Consider the following 14,972-nt stretch of genomic DNA (forward strand, 5'->3'; position numbering starts at 1 on the left):
CTCTTCAGGCCGTGGCTGATCGGCGGGCCCGGTCTCCCTGGCGCAGCAGCAGGGACAGCAGGGCCACGGCCACTCCGAGTGACACCGCCAGCGTGGCCGGCGTATGGCCCGGGCCGAGGACCGAGTGGGCGAGCAGGGCGCCGAAGAGCGCCGCGACGGGACCGGTGGCCAGCGTCAGGGGCCGGGAGCGGAACTGCCCGTACCGCTCGGGCAGCCAGCGCAGGGCGCCGTAGGAGACGGCGAGTCCGATGAGGACCGAGCCGAGCGCTTCCCACAAGATCATGGTCACTTCCCTCCCGTACCGGGGCGAGGAGCGGGTGCAAACCGGTCGAAGCCGTACTACCCCTCGGGGGTCCGCGGCAACCCTCGTCCGGCCCGCACCGGAGGTGCACCGGTAAAGACAACGGCGGGGCCCCGGTGATTCCTCACCGGGGCCCCGCCGTGCGAAGCCTCCGCGGCCTCCGAGAAGCCTCCGCAGCCTCCGAAGCGCGGGTTCAGAGCGCGCCGAAACCGACCTTGCGGGTCGCCGGCTCGCCGATCTCCACGTAGGCCAGGCGCTCGGACGGGACCAGGACCTTGCGGCCGCGGCTGTCCTCCAGGCTGAGCAGCGGCGCCTTGCCGGCCAGCGCGTCGGAGACCACCCGCTCGACCTCCTCGGCACTCTGCGTGCTCTCGATGACGATCTCGCGCGGCGCGTGCTGCACGCCGATCTTGACCTCCACGGCTTATGTCCCTCCGAAGGTGTGGGTATTCGTCCACACATTAGCCGGTCGGGCGCGGGGTCAGCCCTGCTCGGGGGCGTTCTTCGGGAAGCCCGCGATGCCGCGCCACGCGAGCGAGGTCAGCAGCTGGACGGCCGTGCCGCGGGGCACCGTGCTCTCGCTGGAGAGCCAGTAGCGCGCGACCACCTGGGAGACGCCGCCGAGGCCCACGGCCAGCAGCATCGCCTCGTCCTTCGACAGGCCCGTGTCCTCGGCGATGACGTCGCTGATCGCCTCGGCGCACTGCAGCGAGACCTTGTCGACGCGCTCGCGCACGGCCGGCTCGTTGGTCAGGTCGGACTCGAAGACCAGGCGGAAGGCGCCGCCCTCGTCCTCCACGTAGGCGAAGTAGGCGTCCATGGTGGCCGCGACGCGCAGTTTGTTGTCGGACGTGGAGGCCAGCGCGGTGCGCACCGCGTGCAGGAGGTTCTCGCAGTGCTGGTCCAGCAGGGCCAGGTAGAGGTCGAGCTTGCCGGGGAAGTGCTGGTACAGGACCGGCTTGCTGACGCCGGCCCGCTCGGCGATGTCGTCCATCGCCGCCGCGTGGTATCCCTGTGCGACGAAGACTTCCTGGGCCGCGCCCAGCAGCTGGTTGCGTCGGGCTCGGCGCGGCAGGCGCGTGCCCCGCGGCCGCGCCTCGGTCTGCTCGATGGCTGTCACGCCGCCTCCCATGATCGTTCACTGCACGGTGTGCACCGCGTCCGCCATCGTACTTTTGGGTAACCCGGGCGTGCGTGGTCGGAGCGGAGAATTTCACGGACCGGACGCTGTGGGAAGTTGACAAAATCCTGACAATTGGCACACGTCAGCCCATGACTCCGCGGTCATCGGCGATCAGCGGTAGTCGTCCTCATCCAGGTCCACGACACGGGCCTGCTCGGCGACGTCGGCCACGTTGGCCGCGGCGGGGTCCAGGAGGGCGAGCGGATCGTCGCGGTGCGGGGTGACGTCGGCGTGCTGCTCCGCGGCGTCGGCTTCCGGGGTCTCGGCGTCGAATTCCGTCACGTCGGCGTCCTCCTCGTCGAATTCTTCGAACGTCTCGGGGTCGCTCGGGTCGACAGGCATACGGAACCTCTTTCCGGTATCCGGGATGTGCGCCCTCGTACTCCTTGCGGTCGAGCCTAGGAGACAAGACCCCGTGCCGCCAGGTGATCTGTGACGCCCGCCACAACAGGCCCGGCGTGATCGTCTCGTAACATTGCCCGCATGTCTTCGACCGAGTCACCGGATGCCCGCACCGTCCCCGTGGTGCCTCCCGGTCGGCCCTCGTGCGTCAGCGAGGGCGAGGAGGTCCGCACGGTGACGCTGCCCGGCGTCACACTGGCCGTCCGCTCCCGCCCGCCCCGGAGCGAAGGGCTGCCGCCCGCGCTCTGCATCCACGGCCTCGGCGGCTCCTCGCAGAACTGGTCCGCGCTCATGGAGCTGCTCGCCGGCGACACCGCCTGCGAGGCGCTCGACCTGCCCGGCTTCGGCGACTCCCCGCCCCCGGACGACGGCGACTACTCGGTCACCGGCTTCGCCCGCGTGGTCATCCGCTACCTCGACGCGAGCGCCCGCGGCCCCGTGCACCTCATCGGCAACTCCTTGGGCGGCGCCGTAGCGACCCGCGTGGCCGCCGTCCGCCCGGACCTCGTCCGCACGCTCACCCTGATCTCGCCCGCGCTGCCCGAGCTGCGCCCGCAGCGCACGGCGGTGCCCACGGCGCTGCTCGCGGTGCCCGGGGTGGCCCCCCTCTTCGCCCGGATGACGCAGGAGTGGACACCCGAGCGGCGTACGCGTGAGGTCCTCGCGCTCTGTTACGGAGACCCCGGACGGGTGACATCCGAGGGCTTCGCGCTGGCCGCCGCGGAGTACGAGCGGCGGCTGGAGCTCCCCTACTTCTGGGACGTCATGGCCCGCTCCGCACGCGGAGTGGTCGACGCTTACACCCTTGGGGGCCAGCATTCGCTGTGGCGGCAGGCGGAGCGCGTCCTTGCCCCTACTCTTCTGGTCTACGGAATGCGCGACCAGCTCGTCTCCATCCGGATGGCCCGCCGTGCCGGCAGGACTTTCCGCGACTCGCGGCTGCTGACACTGGTGGAATCGGGACATGTCGCCATGATGGAGGACCCGGACGCGGTGGCTCGTGCCTTCCGCGACCTCCTCGCGGACACCGCCACTGCCGATCGGAGCGCCTCGCCTCGTGGGTAAGCACAGCGCACGCGCCCCCCGCGCCGTCTCCCGGCCCGCCGTGCCCGCCGCCCCCGGTGCGGGCGGCGGACAGGGCGCGGCCGGCCACGAGCACGCGGCCGTCCCGGGGGAGGGCGAGGGCGACCCGCTCTACGAGCCCGTCAGACCTGCGGGGCCGGTGGGCCGGGCGGGCCCCGAGGGGTTCCCGGGGCAGCGCCAGGAGGTCGGCGTCGGCTGGGGCGTCATCGGGGTGCAGCGCGCCCCTGCGACGGACGCGGGGGTGTACGGGCCGGGGAGCGTGCCCGGCTACGACACGCGGCTGGCCGGATACCTCGGCGGGTACGGAACGGGCCAGGACGCGGCGGCCTGCGACGCCTCTTTCGACGCCCCCTACGATGCCCCCTACGACTCCTCCTCTTACGCCTCCTCCTACGAGTCCTATGAGGCGGGTCACGGCGCGGGTCACGACGCGGCCTATGACACGTCCGCGTCCGACACCTTCACGGCCTATGACAGGGCCTATGACACGGCCTACGGCAGGGATGCCGCCGGGCCCGCGGCCACCACGGACGCCGCCGGGCACGCCGCCTACGTGGACCAGGCGTACTCCGCGTACTGGCTGGGAGGCGCCCCTGCCCCCTCCACCCCCGCACCGGGCGGCGGCCCGGTCGACGGTCCGGGCGGTGTGCTGACCGACGTCCACGCGCGCGTGCCCGCGCCTGCCGCCGGCAGCGATTCCGTCAGCCGCTCCACGCGCGTGCCCGCGCCCCGCCCCGCGACTGCCCGCCCCCGTACCGGCGGCTCCCGCGGCGTCCCCCCGGCGAAGACCGGCGGCGCCGTGGCGCGCACCGCCACCGGCGTGGCCGCCGCCGTCGTGACGGCCGTGCTCGCCGTCGTCGTCGCCGGACAGGTCGAGGACGGCACGGAAACCCAGGCGCAGGCCCGCCCGGCGGACGTCGAGCGGCAGAGCCCGGACGCCGCCTCCCGCTCCGACAGCCGCCCGACGCCCAACGGCGGCGTCGCCGCGCCGGTCACGTACGAGCAGAAGATGGACCGCAAGTACCCCCTGGACGCGAAGGCCAAGGGCAGCGGCTCCTTCGACACCGTCGGCGGCCACGACCGCGCTCCCGGCCGGGGCGAGGTGGTGCGCTACCGCGTCGACGTGGAGAAGGGCCTGCCGCTCGACGGAGAGCTCTTCGCCACCGCCGTGCACCGCACGCTCAACGACGAGCGCAGCTGGGGCCACGGCGGCACCCGCACCTTCGAGCGGGTCTCCTCCGGCGACGCCGACTGGGTCATCACCCTGGCCAGCCCGGGCACCACGGCCGCCTGGTGCGCCAAGTCCGGGCTCGACACCACGCAGGACAACGTCTCCTGCGACTCCGCCGCCACCGACCGCGTCATGATCAACGCCTACCGGTGGGCGCAGGGCGCGGCGACGTACGGCGACAAGATGCACGCCTACCGGCAGATGCTCATCAACCACGAGGTCGGCCACCGCCTCGGGCGTGACCACGAGGCGTGCTCCAAGGAGGGCGCGCTCGCCCCGGTGATGATGCAGCAGACCAAGTTCCTCACGTCGGACGGCGTCACCTGCAAGCCGAACGCCTGGCCGTACCCGTGATCCAATGTCTCATTCTCCGGGATGCTTCATCTCCGGATATGAGACACCTTGGACAGGGGGCGAAAATTCGTTCAGTGTTCTGCGCATGTCGCACCACCACGCCCCCGAGACCGCCGGCTTCGAGCTGGCGCTGATCGGCGTGGCCGCGCACAGCGTCGCCGACATTCACTGTCGCTGAGACCGCACTCTTCCCCCGAGCACTTTCCCGCGTCTGCACTTCCGCGTTTTCGCATGCAGCGTCGCGTCCGCCGGGGGGCGGTCCGGCGCCTCCGCGCCCCCTTTCACCGCCTTCCGTGGGTGCTTCCGGCTCAGCAGCTCGCCCCCCCCTCGCTCTCCCGCTTCCGCGAAAGGCCTCCTTCGTCATGCGTCAACTTCCCGCGATATCCCGCCGTGTGGCGGCCGCCGCCGTCAGTGTGGTCCTGATCGGGGGCGCGGCAGCGTGCGGCCCGGAGGAGAGCGGCGGCGCCAAGGGCGGCGGCGCCGACGGTGCGCCCGAGAAGGGCGGCACGCTCACGGTGCTCAACAGGGCGCCGCAGAAGCAGTTCGACCCGGCCCGCCTGTACACCTCCGGCGGCGGCAACATCCCCTCGCTCGTCTACCGCACCCTCACCACCCGCAACCGTGAGAACGGCGCCGAGGGCACCAAGGTCGTCCCCGACCTCGCCACGGACACCGGCACTCCCGGCGACGACGCCAAGACCTGGACGTACAAGCTGAAGGACGGCCTCAAGTACGAGGACGGCTCGCCCATCACCTCCGCCGACGTCAAGTACGGCGTCGAGCGCTCCTTCGCCGCCGAACTCTCCGGCGGCGCCCCGTACTTGCGCGACTGGCTCATCGGCGGCGACACCTACCAGGGCCCCTACAAGGAGAAGAAGGGCCTCGACTCCATCGAGACGCCCGACGCGAAGACCATCGTCTTCAAACTGAAGAAGCCCGAGGGCGACTTCCCCTACTTCGCCACCTCCACCCAGTTCGCCCCCGTGCCCAAGGCCAAGGACACCGGCGCCAAGTACGCCGAGCACCCGGTCTCCTCCGGCCCGTACAAGGTCGTCAAGAACGTGGGTGACGGCGAGCAGCTGACGCTGGAGCGCAACCCCCACTGGTCGGAGGAGACGGACAAGGAGCGGCACGCCTACCCCGACCGGATCGAGGTCAAGTCCGGCCTGTCCCCGGCCGTCATCAACCAGCGGCTGTCGACCGGCTCGGGCGCCGACGCCGCCGCGGTGACCACCGACACCAACCTCGGCCCGGCCGAGCTCGCCCAGGTCACCGGCGACAAGAAGCTCGCCGGCCGGGTCGGCACCGGCCACTTCGGCTACACCAACTACCTGGCGTTCAACCCCGAGGCCAAGCCCTTCGACGACCCGAAGGTCCGCCGGGCCGTCGCCTACGCGATCAACCGCACCAGCATCGTCAACGCCGCCGGCGGCTCCTCGCTCGCCGAGCCCGCGACGACGTTCCTGCCCGACCAGAAGTCCTTCGGGTACACCGCCCACGACCACTTCCCGGCGGGTGCCAAGGGGAACGCGGCCAAGGCCAAGGAGCTGCTGAAGGAAGCCGGTCACGAGAACGGCCTGGAGATCACCCTCACCCACTCCACCGCCCAGAACTTCGAGACCAGCCCCGAGATCGCGACCGCGATCCAGGCGGCCCTGAAGGAGGCCGGCATCACGGTCAAGCTGGAGGGCCTGGAGGACAACGACTACGAGGAGAAGGTCCACAGCGTCGACAAGCAGCCGGCGCTCTTCCTCGCCCACTGGGGTGCCGACTGGCCCTCCGGCGGCCCCTTCCTCGCGCCGGTCTTCGACGGCCGGCAGATCGTCAAGGACGGCTACAACTTCAACGCCTCGCGCCTCGACGACTCCAAGGTCAACGACGAGATCGACGAGATCAACAAGATCACGGACCACGACGCCGCCGCACGGCGCTGGGGCGCCCTCGACAAGAAGATCGGTGAGCAGGCCCTGACCGTCCCGCTCTTCCACCCGGTCTACAAGCGCCTCTACGGCAAGGACGTCAAGAACGTCGTCATCAGCAACTGGACCGGTGTCCTCGACGTCTCGCAGGTCGCGGTCAAGTGACCACCGATCCGCTCACCACGAAGGAACCGGAGGCGGGAGCCGCTCCCGCCTCCGGCGCCCGGCAGGTCCTGCGGCGGCTGGCAGCGCGCAAGTCCGCGCTCGCGGCCGCCGCCGTGCTGGGCCTGCTCGTCCTCCTCGCCGTCGCCGCGCCCCTGCTGGCCGCGCTGGAAGGCCAGGACCCGAACACGTACCACGACTCCCTGGTCGACTCCGCGCGCGGCGGCGTGCCCTTCGGCGACTTCGGCGGCATCAGCGCCGAGCACTGGCTGGGCGTCGAACCGGGCACCGGCCGCGACCTGTTCGTGCGCCTGGCCTACGGCGCCCGCGTCTCGCTGCTCGTCGCCCTCGGCGCCACCCTCGTCCAGGTGCTCATCGGCGTCGGCGTGGGCATGGCCGCCGCGCTGGGCAGCCGTTTCGTGGACAGCGCGCTCAGCCACTTCACCGACGTCATGGTCGCCATGCCGATGCTGGTCTTCGCCATCGCCCTGATGGCCGTCGTCCCGGCGGACTTCCCGCGCCCGGTGCTGCTCGTCATCGCCATCGGACTGCTGGCGTGGGGCGGGATGGCGCGCCTCGTGCGCGCCCAGACCCTGGGCCTGATGAAGCTCGACTTCGTCTCGGCCGCCCGGCTGACCGGAGGCTCCACCTGGCGGGTCGCCCGGCGCGAGCTGCTGCCCTCGCTCGCCGCCCCCGTGATCACCTACGCGGCCGTCCTGCTGCCGACCAACATCGTGCTCGAAGCGAGCATGTCCTTCCTCGGAGTCGGCGTGAAGCCCCCGACCCCCTCCTGGGGCCACATGCTCTCGTCGGCCACCACCTGGTTCCGCGCCGACCCCATGTACGTGCTGCTGCCGGCGCTCATGCTCTTCGTCACCACGCTCGCCTTCACCGTCCTCGGCGACGGGGTGCGCACGGCGCTCGACCCGCGCGAAGCCTCGCGGCTCCGCGTCGGCCGGAACCGGCGCAAGGCGCGCACGAGCGGCGCAGGAGGTGCGGCGTGACCGGATACGTCCTGCGGCGCGCCGCCGGCGCGCTCGCCGTCCTCCTCGTGCTCTCCGCCGTCGTCTACGCGACCTTCTACATCGCGCCCGGCGACCCCGCCCGCCTGGCCTGCGGCCCGCGCTGCAACCCCGAGCAGATCGCCCAGGTCCGCGAGCAGCTCTCCCTCGGCGACCCCGTGTACGTCCAGTACTGGCACTTCCTTCAGGGCATCGTCGCCGGGCACGACTACTCCACCGGCACCGCGGTGCTGCACTGCGACGCGCCCTGCTTCGGTTTGTCGTACCAGAACAACCAGCAGGTCACCGACATGCTGATCGACCGGCTGCCCGCCACCGCCTCGCTCGCGGTCGGCGCCATGGCCGTCTGGCTGCTGCTCGGCACCGGTACCGGCCTGCTGTCCGCGCTGCGCCGCGGCGGGATCACCGAGCGGGTGCTGACCTGGCTCACCCTCGCCGGAACGGCCACGCCGGTCTTCATCAGCGGCCTCGGCCTGCTGATGCTCTTCTGCGCCTACCTGGCCTGGCTGCCCTTCCCGTCCTACGTGCCCCTGACCGACGACCCGGAGCAGTGGGCCTGGAACATGCTGCTGCCGTGGGCCGCGCTCGGGCTCCTGGAGTCGGCGAAGTACGCCCGGCTCACCCGCAGTTCCGTGCTGGAGACCCTGGCCGAGGACCACATCCGCACCTTCCGCGCCTACGGGGTCGCCGAGCGCTCCCTCGTCACGCGCCACGCCCTGCGCGGTGCCGTCGCGCCCGTCATCGCCCTGACGGCGGCCGACTTCGGGTCCATGTTCGGCAACGCGGTACTCACCGAGATGATGTTCGGCCTGCCCGGCGTCGGGCAGCTGCTGGTGCACGCCACCAAGAGCCTCGACTTGCCCGTGGTCGTCGCCGTCGTGATGGTCACCGGCACCGCCGTCGTCATCGCCAACATCGTGGCGGACGTGCTCTACGCCGTCGCGGACCGAAGGGTGGCCCTGCGATGACGTCCGAGACCCGCACGACCGGCTCGCCGGCGCCCGGCACCGCCGCGCCCGCAGCGGCGGCGGACGGCCCCCTGGTGGCCGTCTCCGGCCTCTCCGTCACCTTTCCGGCCGGGCCCGGCGGCCGGGCCGGAGGCGGCCTTGTACGGGCCGTCGACGACCTGTCGTTCACCCTCCCGCCGGGCGGGTCCCTCGGCATCGTCGGCGAGTCCGGATCGGGCAAGTCCACGGCCGCCTACGCGCTGCTGGGGCTGCACCGGGACACCGGCGCCGAGGTCACCGGCGCGGTGACCGTCGCCGGTCACGACGTCCAGGCCGCCGACGACGCCGCCCTGCGACGGCTCCGCGGCGGCGTCGCCGCCATGGTCTTCCAGGACCCGCTCTCCTCCCTCGACCCCTACCAGGCCATCGGCGACCAGATCGCCGAGGTCTACCGCGTCCACCACCGCGACGCCTCCCGCCGTGCGGCACGCGCGCGTGCCGCCGAGGTACTGGAGCGCGTGGGCATCCCGGACGCGGCCCGCCGCGCCCGCTCCCGCCCGCACGAGTTCAGCGGCGGCATGCGCCAGCGCGCCCTCATCGCGATGGCCCTCGCCTGCGAACCGCGCCTGCTGGTCGCCGACGAGCCCACCACCGCCCTCGACGTCACCGTCCAGGCCCAGATCCTCGGCCTCCTGCGCGACCTGCGCGCCGAGACCGGCATGGGCCTCGTCCTGGTCACCCACGACCTGGGCGTGGCGGCCGGCAGCGTCGACGAGCTGCTCGTGATGAAGGACGGCCGCGCCGTCGAGCGCGGCCCCGTCCGCACCCTGCTCGGCGCACCGGGCGAGACGTACACCCGCGACCTCCTCGCCGCCGTCCCGCGGGTGAACGCCCGCCGCCCGGGCGCGGGCGTGCGGGCCGCCGGCGCGGACGAGGCGCCGCTGCTCGAAGCCACCGGCCTCACGCGGCGGTTCGGCCGCGGCAAGGACGCCGTCACCGCCGTCGACGACGTCTCACTGACCGTACGGCCCGGCGAGACCGTCGGCGTCGTGGGGGAGTCCGGCAGCGGCAAGACGACCCTCGGCCGCATGCTCGTCCGGCTCCTCGCCCCCACCGGCGGCGAACTGCGCTACCGGGGACGCGACATCGGCGGCCTGAAGGAGCGCGAACTGCGCGCCTTCCGCAGCGAGCTGCAGATGGTCTTCCAGGACCCCGTCTCCTCGCTCAACCCCCGGCGCAGCATCGGCGAGTCGATCGCCGACCCGCTGCGCGCCGCCGGGAAGCTCGACGAGGCCGCGATCGCCGCGCGCGTGCGCGAGCTGCTGGAGCGCGTGGGGCTCGACCCCGGCGCCTACCACCGCTACCCGCACGAGTTCAGCGGCGGCCAGCGGCAGCGCGTCGGCATCGCGCGGGCCCTCGCGCCCGAGCCGAAGCTGATCGTCTGCGACGAGCCCGTCTCCGCGCTCGACGTCACCACCCAGGCGCAGGTCGTGCGGCTGCTCGGCGAGTTGCAGCGCGACCTCGGCCTCGCGCTCGTCTTCATCGCCCACGACCTCGCGGTCGTACGGCAGGTAAGCGACCGGGTCGTCGTGATGCGCGGCGGCCGGATCGTCGAGGAGGGCGCGGCCGACACCGTCTACGAGCAGCCCCGGCACGCCTACACCAAGGGCCTGCTCGCAGCCGTCCCGCGGCTCGAAGGGGCCGAAGCCGCCGCATAGCGCGAGGCAACGCCTCATCTCCTGGAAAGTCACCTCTGTTCACCCCTTCCGGTGGCGCGACGGACAACCGTCCGTCGCGCCACGGGCGAGCCCGCATAGCGTGCTTCCGCTGCCGTTCGGCGGCCACGAGCCACATGAGGGCGACCACAAGGGACAGACGGGGGTGCGTGCGTGCGCGTGGGACTCCTTACGGAAGGTGGGTATCCGTATGCCTCGGGTGAGGGCGGCCAGTGGTGCGACCGGCTCGTGCGGGGCCTGCCCGGGCACGACTTCGAGATCTGCGCCCTGAGCCGGCGCGCCCGGCAGGACGCGGGCGGCTGGTGCGATCTGCCCGAGCACGTCCGGCGCGTGCGGACGGCTCCCCTGTGGGGGGACCCGGCCGGGGCCGTGGGGGACGCGCACCGCTCGTACGGGCGCCGGGAACGGCGCCGCTTCGGTGCCTATTTCGCCGGGCTGGCCGAGGCGCTGACCGCCACCGTCGAGCCCGGCCCCGACGACCGCAGAGACCAGGCGTACCGTTTCGCCGACGCCCTGCACGGCCTGGCCGACCTCGCCCGCGACGCCGGCGGCCTCGGCTCGGCCCTCCGCTCCGAACAGGCCCTGCGCATCCTGGAGACCGCCTGCCGCACCCCCGGGTCCCACCCCGCGGCCTACGGCATCCGCGTCGCCGACCTCCTCGCCGTCACCGCCCTCCTGGAGCGCGCACTGCGCCCCCTGTCCCTCGACTGGTACGGCACCGGCACCGACCGCGGGCTCGCCGGCGTCGATCTGTGCCACGCCACCACCGCCGGACCCGCCGCCCTCCCGGGACTGCTGGCCAAACGCTTCTTCGGTACCCCCTTCCTCGTCACCGAGTACGAGGTGCGCCTGCGCGCCTACTACCTCAACAGCGCCGCCAGCGCCGCCGGCCTCTCCCTGCCCGTCCGCACCCTGCTGTCCGCCTTCCACCGGCAGCTGACCGCCGAGATCTACGCGGGCGCCGACATCATCACCTCCGGCGACGCCCAGGTGCGGCGCTGGCAGGAGCGCTGCGGCGCCGACCCCGCCCGGCTGCGCACCGTGCACCCCGGCCTCGACCCCGGCCCCTACGAGGGCGTGGGGGAGCGGGCCGAGAGCGGCGACGACGGCACGGACGACGGCCGGACCGTCCTGTGGACCGGCGGCAACGCCGACCCCTTCCTGTGGGAGGCCCTCGCGGCCCTGCGCCGGGCCGAGCCCGAGGTGCGGCTGCGGATCGCCGCGCCCCCGCTGCCCGGCGTCCAGCCCGCCTCCGGCGTCTCCTACGCCCCCGGGGCGACCCCCGACACCTACGCCGCCGGCACCGTCGTCGTCCTCGCCGGCGGCGCGGAGACCTTCCCGCTGCCGCTCGCCGAGGCCATGCTCTGCGGGCGCGCCACCGTCGCACCGGACTGTGCCACCGTCCGCGAAGTCGTCGGCGGCACGGGCCTCGTCGTCCCGCCGCGCGACCCCGGCGCCCTCGCCGAGGGCTGCCTGGAGCTGCTGCACGACCCCGGCCGAAGAGCCAGACTCGGCGCCGCGGCCCGCGCCCGCGCCCTCGAACTCTTCACCACCGAAAGGCACGTGACGGACTTCCACGGCATCTACCTCGAGCTCATCTCCCGCGCCCCCGCCCGCGAGGACACCGCTGACCCCTCCGTCCCCTTCTCCCGCGCCGCGGAAGCCCGCGCACCGATCGACCTGACGCCGCGCCAGTCCTCCCCGACCTGGGCAGGGCGCTCATGACCACGCACCTGAGGGACGGCAGCGCACCGGCCGCCGCCGGCATAGCCGCCCCCCGTACCGACCCGGTGAAGGCTCTCCTGCACCGCCACCACGGGCTGTGCGCCCGCGCCGTGGACCCCCTGGAGATCGCCGCCGTCCTGGAGGACGGGGGCCTCACGGACCGCGCCGCGGCCGAATGCCGGCACCGCGACGTCTTCTCCCTCTCCGATGAGCTCTACGCCCGTGCCGAGCGCGAGGAACCCGCCCGGCCCGCGCCCGGCACACCCTGCGAGCCGGCGGCGCTCGCGCACACGCTGCGCGCCCCGTGGCGTTGCGCCGGCCTGCTCGCCGGCGCCTGGCTCGTCGCGTACGCCCTCCTCGGCGGCCCCGTCCTCGCCGTGCTGCTCTCCGGCCACGCCCCCGGCCTTCTGCCCGGCGGTGTCCCCGGCAGTGTCTCCGGCGGCGTCTCCGGCGGTATTCCCGGCCACGCAAGCGGCCCGGCCCTGGTGGACAGCCTGCGCGCCGCAGCCCCGGTCGCCGTCGCCCTCGCGTGCGGCCTCGTCCCCGCCCTGTGGTGCGCACGGTGGTTCACCGGGCGCGTGCGGCACGCCCTCGTCGCCAGCCGCTCCCGCGCCGAGTTCCGGGCCCGCGCCTGGCCCCTGCTCCTCATGTCCGTAGGGCTGTTCACGGCCATCCTGGCCACGCTCCTGTGGTCCGCACGGGCCGCCCTGGGAGCTCCCGCCGTCCCGCCCGGCGAGCTCGCCGCCGTCACCGCGCTCGGCGGGCTGCTCTTCCTGGCCCGGCTGCTCACCGCCCGCGGCTTCGGGCGGACCGCCGCCGTCGCCGTGCTGACCGCCTGCGGCGTGGAAGCGGCCGCACTCGCCGCGGCGGCGCTGGGCGTGGGAGCCCCGGGGGCGGGGCCGTTCGCCGCGCCGTCGTTCGCCGCGCCCGCCGTCGCCTGGGCCGCCGGTGCCTACGGGCCCGCCGCCATACCCCTCGTGGCCTGCGTGCTCCCTGCGCTCGCCCTCCTCGCCCACGCCCTGACCGCACTCTCCCGGGCCTCCGCCCACCGCTGCGGGGCGTTCGCCCCCGTCCCCGCCGACCCCGGAGAAGCCCCGGCCCGGGCCCGGTGACCGCATCCGTCCCACCGCACACCCCCGTCAGAGGAGCAAGCAAGATGACCGTTCACCCCATCCGCACCGCCGGGCGAGAGCGAGGGCGCGACCGATGAGGGTTCTGTTGCTCGGTGCCAACGGCTACCTCGGCCGCTACGTGGCCGACCGGCTGCTCGCCGACCCCGCCGTCCAGCTCACCGCCCTCGGTCGCGGCGACGACGCGGACGTCCGCTTCGACCTCGCCACCGGCAGCCCCGGCGCGCTCACCCGCTTCCTCAACGCCGTCCACCCCGGCGTCGTGATCAACTGCGCGGGAGCCACCCGCGGCGGCGCCCGCGACCTCACCCGCCACAACACCGTCGCCGTCGCCACCGTCTGCGAATCGCTGCGCCGCAGCGGCTGCGGCGCCCGCCTCGTCCAGCTCGGCTGCTCCTCCGAGTACGGGCCCTCCCAGCCCGGCTCGTCCACCGCCGAGGACGCCGTCCCCCGCCCCGGCGGTCCGTACGGGGTGAGCAAGCTCGCCGCCACCGAGCTCGTCCTCGGCTCCGGCCTCGACGCCATCGTCCTGCGCGTCTTCTCGCCCGTCGGCCCCGGCACCCCCGCAGGCTCCCCGCTCGGCAGGCTCGCCGACGCCCTGCGCCGCGCCATGCAGAACGGCGACAGCGAGCTCAAGCTCAGCGGCCTCGGCGTCCAGCGCGACTTCGTCGACGTCCGCGACGTCGCCCGCGCCGTGCACGCCGCCTCCCTCTCCGCCGCCCAGGGCGCCGTCAACATCGGCACCGGCCGCGCGGTCAGGCTGCGCGAGGCCGCGGCCACGCTCGCCCGCGTCGCCGGTTACGGCGGCTCCCTCCACGAGCTGGACGACCCCCACCTGGGCACCCCGCCCGCCTACCCCTACCCCGATGGCTGCGGTAGCTGGCAGCAGGCCGACGTCCGCACCGCCCGCGACCGGCTCGGCTGGCGCCCCCGCATCGGCCTGGAGGAGTCCCTGGCCGACATCTGGATGGAGGCCGCGTGTCGCATCTGAGCCCGCCCGGGCAGCGCCGGTCCCGCGCCGTCCGCGAGGCCCCGCTGCGCTTCGGCGTCCCGGGCTTCGCGCACCCCCTGCTCGCCCCCGCCGAATGGGGCGAACTCCTGCGCACCGACGTCCCCGTGGAGTGGGTCGTGCTCGGCAGCGGCGCCATGGCCGCCCCGGGCGGAACGGCCTCCGGAGGCCCCGGCGACCGCCCGGACCCGTATCGCGTCGCCGCCGCCGCCCGGCTGCGCGAGGCGGGCATCCGGGTCCTCGGCCACCTGGACCTGCGGTTCGGCGAGCGCCCCTTCGGCGAGGTCCTCTCCGAGGCCCAGCGCTATCTGAACTGGTACAAGGTCGACGGGTTCGCCCTCGATGCCACCCCCGCGGACCCCGCCGCCCTGCCCGGCACCCGGCGCACCGTCGCCTCCCTGCGGACGATCCTCGACCGGGCGTACGTCGTGCTCGTCCACGGCACCTATCCCTCGCCCGGCTACGCGGACCTCGCCGACCAGCTCGTCACGTTCTACGGGCCCTGGTCGGCCTACCGCTGGTCGCAGGTCGCCGAGTGGACCGCCGACTTCCCGGCGGCCCGCTTCTGCCACCTCGTGCACGGCGTCCCGCGCGCCCACCTCGACGAGGCCCTGCGCCTCGCCCGCTGGCAGGGCGCCGGCACGATCTACTTCACCGATAGGACGGACCGGGACGAAGCGGACCCCTGGGAGGTGATGCCCGGCTACTGGGACGAGATCGTCTCGCGCATCGGACCGGGTGTCTCGGAATGAGACGGGGCGTGGCAGG

15 protein-coding genes are annotated in these 14,972 nt (G+C 73.7%); 11 read left to right on the forward strand and 4 right to left on the reverse strand.

Translation table 11 applies throughout. From position 1 onward, the window contains the following. Window positions 1-4: 4 nt before the first annotated feature. From FGW37_RS21305 to FGW37_RS21320, 4 genes are all read right to left on the reverse strand, one after another. Window positions 5-283: a hypothetical protein gene (locus FGW37_RS21305; RefSeq protein WP_179082515.1), complete on the reverse strand. Its 279-nt coding sequence runs from the start codon at window positions 281-283 to the stop codon at window positions 5-7. Window positions 284-494: 211 nt separating this feature from the next. Then, window positions 495-722 carry a DUF3107 domain-containing protein gene (locus FGW37_RS21310; RefSeq protein ID WP_179082516.1) on the reverse strand — a complete coding sequence of 76 codons (228 nt, stop codon included), beginning with the start codon at window positions 720-722 and terminating at the stop codon, window positions 495-497. Window positions 723-782: 60 nt separating this feature from the next. Beyond that, on the reverse strand, window positions 783-1,421 hold the full coding sequence (locus FGW37_RS21315; RefSeq protein ID WP_179082517.1) for a TetR/AcrR family transcriptional regulator: 639 nt from the start codon (window positions 1,419-1,421) through the stop codon (window positions 783-785). Between the two features lie 174 nt (window positions 1,422-1,595). Beyond that, complete coding sequence (locus FGW37_RS21320; protein WP_179082518.1) at window positions 1,596-1,826, reverse strand: hypothetical protein; 231 nt, start codon at window positions 1,824-1,826, stop codon at window positions 1,596-1,598. Between the two features lie 141 nt (window positions 1,827-1,967). Between FGW37_RS21320 and FGW37_RS21325 the strand changes: the two genes are divergently transcribed. The 11 genes from FGW37_RS21325 (at window position 1,968) to FGW37_RS21370 (ending at window position 14,956) form a co-directional block, all read left to right on the forward strand. Continuing rightward, window positions 1,968-2,951, forward strand: a complete 984-nt coding sequence (locus FGW37_RS21325; RefSeq protein ID WP_179082519.1) for an alpha/beta fold hydrolase — start codon at window positions 1,968-1,970, stop codon at window positions 2,949-2,951. Further along, complete coding sequence (locus tag FGW37_RS33410; RefSeq protein ID WP_246430484.1) at window positions 2,944-4,554, forward strand: DUF3152 domain-containing protein; 1,611 nt, start codon at window positions 2,944-2,946, stop codon at window positions 4,552-4,554. The genes FGW37_RS21325 and FGW37_RS33410 overlap by 8 nt, the downstream gene beginning before the upstream one ends. An 85-nt stretch (window positions 4,555-4,639) precedes the next feature. Beyond that, entirely contained in the window at window positions 4,640-4,732 is a 93-nt protein-coding gene (locus FGW37_RS33995) for an Ms4533A family Cys-rich leader peptide (RefSeq protein WP_311766081.1), read from the forward strand. Between the two features lie 184 nt (window positions 4,733-4,916). Further along, the gene (locus FGW37_RS21335) at window positions 4,917-6,638 is read left to right on the forward strand and encodes an ABC transporter substrate-binding protein (RefSeq protein ID WP_179082520.1); all 1,722 of its coding nucleotides are present in this window, start codon (window positions 4,917-4,919) and stop codon (window positions 6,636-6,638) included. After that, on the forward strand, window positions 6,635-7,639 hold the full coding sequence (locus FGW37_RS21340) for an ABC transporter permease (RefSeq protein ID WP_179082521.1): 1,005 nt from the start codon (window positions 6,635-6,637) through the stop codon (window positions 7,637-7,639). The genes FGW37_RS21335 and FGW37_RS21340 overlap by 4 nt, the downstream gene beginning before the upstream one ends. Continuing rightward, window positions 7,636-8,625 carry an ABC transporter permease gene (locus FGW37_RS21345; RefSeq protein ID WP_179082522.1) on the forward strand — a complete coding sequence of 330 codons (990 nt, stop codon included), beginning with the start codon at window positions 7,636-7,638 and terminating at the stop codon, window positions 8,623-8,625. The genes FGW37_RS21340 and FGW37_RS21345 overlap by 4 nt, the downstream gene beginning before the upstream one ends. After that, window positions 8,622-10,322 carry a dipeptide ABC transporter ATP-binding protein gene (locus FGW37_RS21350; RefSeq protein WP_179082523.1) on the forward strand — a complete coding sequence of 567 codons (1,701 nt, stop codon included), beginning with the start codon at window positions 8,622-8,624 and terminating at the stop codon, window positions 10,320-10,322. Before FGW37_RS21345 ends, FGW37_RS21350 begins: the two co-directional genes overlap by 4 nt. A gap of 177 nt (window positions 10,323-10,499) precedes the next feature. After that, window positions 10,500-12,065 (forward strand): DUF3492 domain-containing protein, encoded by a 1,566-nt coding sequence (locus tag FGW37_RS21355; RefSeq protein ID WP_343067146.1) that lies wholly within the window; start codon window positions 10,500-10,502, stop codon window positions 12,063-12,065. Continuing rightward, window positions 12,062-13,177, forward strand: coding sequence for a hypothetical protein (locus tag FGW37_RS21360; protein WP_179082525.1), 1,116 nt, complete (start codon window positions 12,062-12,064; stop codon window positions 13,175-13,177). The genes FGW37_RS21355 and FGW37_RS21360 overlap by 4 nt, the downstream gene beginning before the upstream one ends. Before the next feature lie 94 nt (window positions 13,178-13,271). Next, on the forward strand, window positions 13,272-14,186 hold the full coding sequence (locus FGW37_RS21365) for an NAD-dependent epimerase/dehydratase family protein (RefSeq protein ID WP_030366193.1): 915 nt from the start codon (window positions 13,272-13,274) through the stop codon (window positions 14,184-14,186). Continuing rightward, a complete protein-coding gene (locus FGW37_RS21370) occupies window positions 14,183-14,956 on the forward strand; it encodes a spherulation-specific family 4 protein (protein ID WP_246430830.1) in 774 nt (257 codons plus the stop codon). Before FGW37_RS21365 ends, FGW37_RS21370 begins: the two co-directional genes overlap by 4 nt. The last annotated feature ends 16 nt before the right edge of the window (window positions 14,957-14,972 follow it).

This window comes from Streptomyces rectiverticillatus (assembly GCF_013394065.1).
GTDB lineage: Bacteria > Actinomycetota > Actinomycetes > Streptomycetales > Streptomycetaceae > Streptomyces > Streptomyces rectiverticillatus.

What these genes read in the sequence shown, in the direction of transcription:
- FGW37_RS21320 (WP_179082518.1), bottom strand. Translation starts at nt 1,826, where the DNA reads ATGCCTGTCGACCCGAGCGACCCCGAGACGTTCGAAGAATTCGACGAG.
- FGW37_RS21360 (WP_179082525.1), top strand. Translation starts at nt 12,062, where the DNA reads ATGACCACGCACCTGAGGGACGGCAGCGCACCGGCCGCCGCCGGCATA.
- FGW37_RS21305 (WP_179082515.1), bottom strand. Translation starts at nt 283, where the DNA reads ATGATCTTGTGGGAAGCGCTCGGCTCGGTCCTCATCGGACTCGCCGTC.
- FGW37_RS21365 (WP_030366193.1), top strand. Translation starts at nt 13,272, where the DNA reads ATGAGGGTTCTGTTGCTCGGTGCCAACGGCTACCTCGGCCGCTACGTG.
- FGW37_RS21325 (WP_179082519.1), top strand. Translation starts at nt 1,968, where the DNA reads ATGTCTTCGACCGAGTCACCGGATGCCCGCACCGTCCCCGTGGTGCCT.
- FGW37_RS21350 (WP_179082523.1), top strand. Translation starts at nt 8,622, where the DNA reads ATGACGTCCGAGACCCGCACGACCGGCTCGCCGGCGCCCGGCACCGCC.
- FGW37_RS21335 (WP_179082520.1), top strand. Translation starts at nt 4,917, where the DNA reads ATGCGTCAACTTCCCGCGATATCCCGCCGTGTGGCGGCCGCCGCCGTC.
- FGW37_RS33995 (WP_311766081.1), top strand. Translation starts at nt 4,640, where the DNA reads ATGTCGCACCACCACGCCCCCGAGACCGCCGGCTTCGAGCTGGCGCTG.